3 protein-coding genes are annotated in these 2,503 nt (G+C 56.5%); all 3 read left to right on the plus strand.

What is annotated here, in order from left to right:
• On the plus strand, positions 1 to 879 hold an 879-nt coding region (locus tag ACMLHZ_RS10110; protein WP_418667604.1), incomplete at its 5' end, for an MBOAT family O-acyltransferase.
• A 16-nt stretch (positions 880 to 895) separates the two neighbouring features.
• Positions 896 to 2,080 carry a DHHW family protein gene (locus tag ACMLHZ_RS10115; RefSeq protein ID WP_418667605.1) on the plus strand — a complete coding sequence of 395 codons (1,185 nt, stop codon included), beginning with the start codon at positions 896 to 898 and terminating at the stop codon, positions 2,078 to 2,080.
• A gap of 173 nt (positions 2,081 to 2,253) precedes the next feature.
• Positions 2,254 to 2,503, plus strand: a 250-nt coding sequence (locus ACMLHZ_RS10120; protein WP_418667606.1) for a response regulator, incomplete at its 3' end; no start/stop codon positions are given.

A 2,503-nucleotide genomic window follows, 5' to 3' on the forward strand; every position in this document is an offset into this window, starting at 1 on the left:
CGCTACCGCCTGACCCAGATCGAAGAGGGCATCTGCCTGTTCGTGTTCGGCCTGGCTAAAAAAGTTCTCATTGCCGACACTGTGAGCCATTTGTGGTACGATATCATCGGCGTGTGGAACGGTGCCGAGCTGGTCACCGCCGGCGTGGGCATTGCCAACGCCAGCACTCCCCTGGTGTGGCTGGGGCTGCTTGCCTATTCCCTGCAGCTCTATTTTGACTTTTCCGGCTATTCCCTCATGGGCATCGGCATGGGCAAAATGCTGGGGTTCGATTTCCCCATGAACTTCAACCTGCCTTATATCGCCCGCAGCATCACCGAATTCTGGCGCCGCTGGCACATGACCCTTTCAGGCTGGTTCAAGGAATATGTGTACATCCCGCTGGGGGGCAACCGCAAAGGCCTGAAGCGCCAGATCTTCAACATGTTTGTGGTGTGGGCGCTTACCGGCATCTGGCACGGCGCAAACTGGAATTTTGTGCTGTGGGGCATTTACTATTTTATTCTTCTCACTATAGAAAAAATCTTTTTGCTGGACAAACTCAAAAAAGGCCGGGTCTGGCCCCACATTTACACCTTGTTTTTGGTGGTCACCGGCTGGGCCTTGTTTGTGGGCAACGAGCAGGGCGTTGGGCTGGGCGCGCTGTTTCAAAAGCTCTTCGTTCCCTCGGGCGGCGTGGGCTGCTGGTACTTTTTGCGCAACTATTGGGTGATCCTGCTGGTGGGGATCCTGTGCAGCACCCCGCTGCCCCTGAAAATCTGGGATCGCATCAAAGACAACACGTTTATAAAGGTGGTCGTGGTGGGGCTGCTGCTGGTGCTCTGCATCGCGTATATCGTGGCCTCCACCAGCAGCCCGTTCCTTTACTATCGTTTCTGAGGGAGGTGCTTTTGTGATGAAAGAAAAATGGGCTTCGTTAAAGCGCTACCCTGTTCTGGTTCTGTTTTTTCTCTTTATTTTTTCTTTTATGATCCTGGACGGCCTGTGGCCCAAGCGCGCCCGCTCAGAGCTGGAGCGGCGCGACCTTAAGCAGTTCCCCAAATTCAGCTGGAGCGCCCTGTTCGCCAATGAATGGACCAGCGATTACGCCGAATATACCAAGGATCAGGTGGTTTTCCGCGACGGCTGGATCAAGCTGCAAAGCCGCAGCGAGAGCCTCCTGTTCCAGAAAAAGGAGATCGGCGGCGCGCTGCTGGGCAGCGAAAACGAGCTGTTCACAAAGCTTTTTGCCCTGAAACCGGGCGAAGAAAAGCAGCTGGCCGCCAACACCCAGATCCTGCAAAACTTTATTGCCCGCCACCCCGGCAGCGCCACCGTGCTTCTGGCGCCCTCGGCGAGCCTCATTTACCCCGAGCGTCTGCCCGCCGGCGTTCCCATGGTGGACGAAGATGCTTATCTGAACGACTTTTTTGCAGCGTTGGGCGCGGAAAATTGCCTGGACCTGCGCCAGGCGTTCCTGCAAAACAAAGCGCAAAAGCTCTATTACGACACCGATCACCACTGGACGACCGAGGGCGGCGCCTATATCGCCTACCAGGAGTTCTGCAGGCGGCAGGGCTTTGCCCCGGCGCAGTTCGCCGAAGAAGATTTTACTTCGGTCCCCGATTTTTACGGCACCACCTATGCCAAGTGCGTGCTTTGGAACCAACTTCCCGACACGCTGCGCTATCTTGACCTGCCCAACCAGATGACCATTTGGAAATCGGACGGCCTGGGCGGCTGGAGCGCCGCCAATCCCGGCACCGACGCCGGCACGATCGGCCTGTACGATCTCTCCAAGCTCGGCACCACGGATAAGTACGCCATGTTTTTGTATGGCAACAACAGCTACACCACCATCCAGGGCAGCGGTAAAGGCAAGCTGCTGGTCATTAAGGACAGCTACGCCAACTGCCTTGTGCCCTATCTCGCCCAGCACTATGCGCAGATTGGCGTGATCGATCCCCGCGGCTATGGCCTTCCCATCGACGACCTGATGGAGCAGGAGGGCTACGACGAGGTCCTGTTCGTGTTCAACTTCCAGACCTTTGTCACCAACAAGGATCTTGCTTTCCTGTATGCGGCGCTCCCCGAAGCCTGATTCTGTTTTCCGCCCCGCCCGGTTTAAACGCCGGGCGGGGCATTTTTGCGCTTTTTTAGCAGATCTTTGTGCGGCGTACTTTTTTTACCCACTTTTTACAAAATGGGCCGTGCAAAGGTTCACGCTATGCCTTATACTAAAAGCAGAAAGAGTTGTGATAGGGGGCGTTTGCCATGATCTATATTCTGGAAGACGACAGCAGCATCCGTGAGCTGGTCGTGTATACCCTGGCCCACTCCGGCCACGAGGCAATGGGGTTCGAGGTGCCCAGCCAATTTTGGGCGCAGCTGGAAAAGGCCCTGCCGGATCTGGTCCTTTTGGACGTGATGCTGCCCGAAGAAGGCGGCATCGAGGTGCTCAAAAAGCTGCGGGCAGCCCCTGCCACCCATCGGCTGCCGGTGCTGATGCTCACCGCGAAGGGCA

The sequence above is a fragment of the Allofournierella sp. genome, from assembly GCF_048388525.1.
GTDB lineage: Bacteria > Bacillota > Clostridia > Oscillospirales > Ruminococcaceae > BQOK01.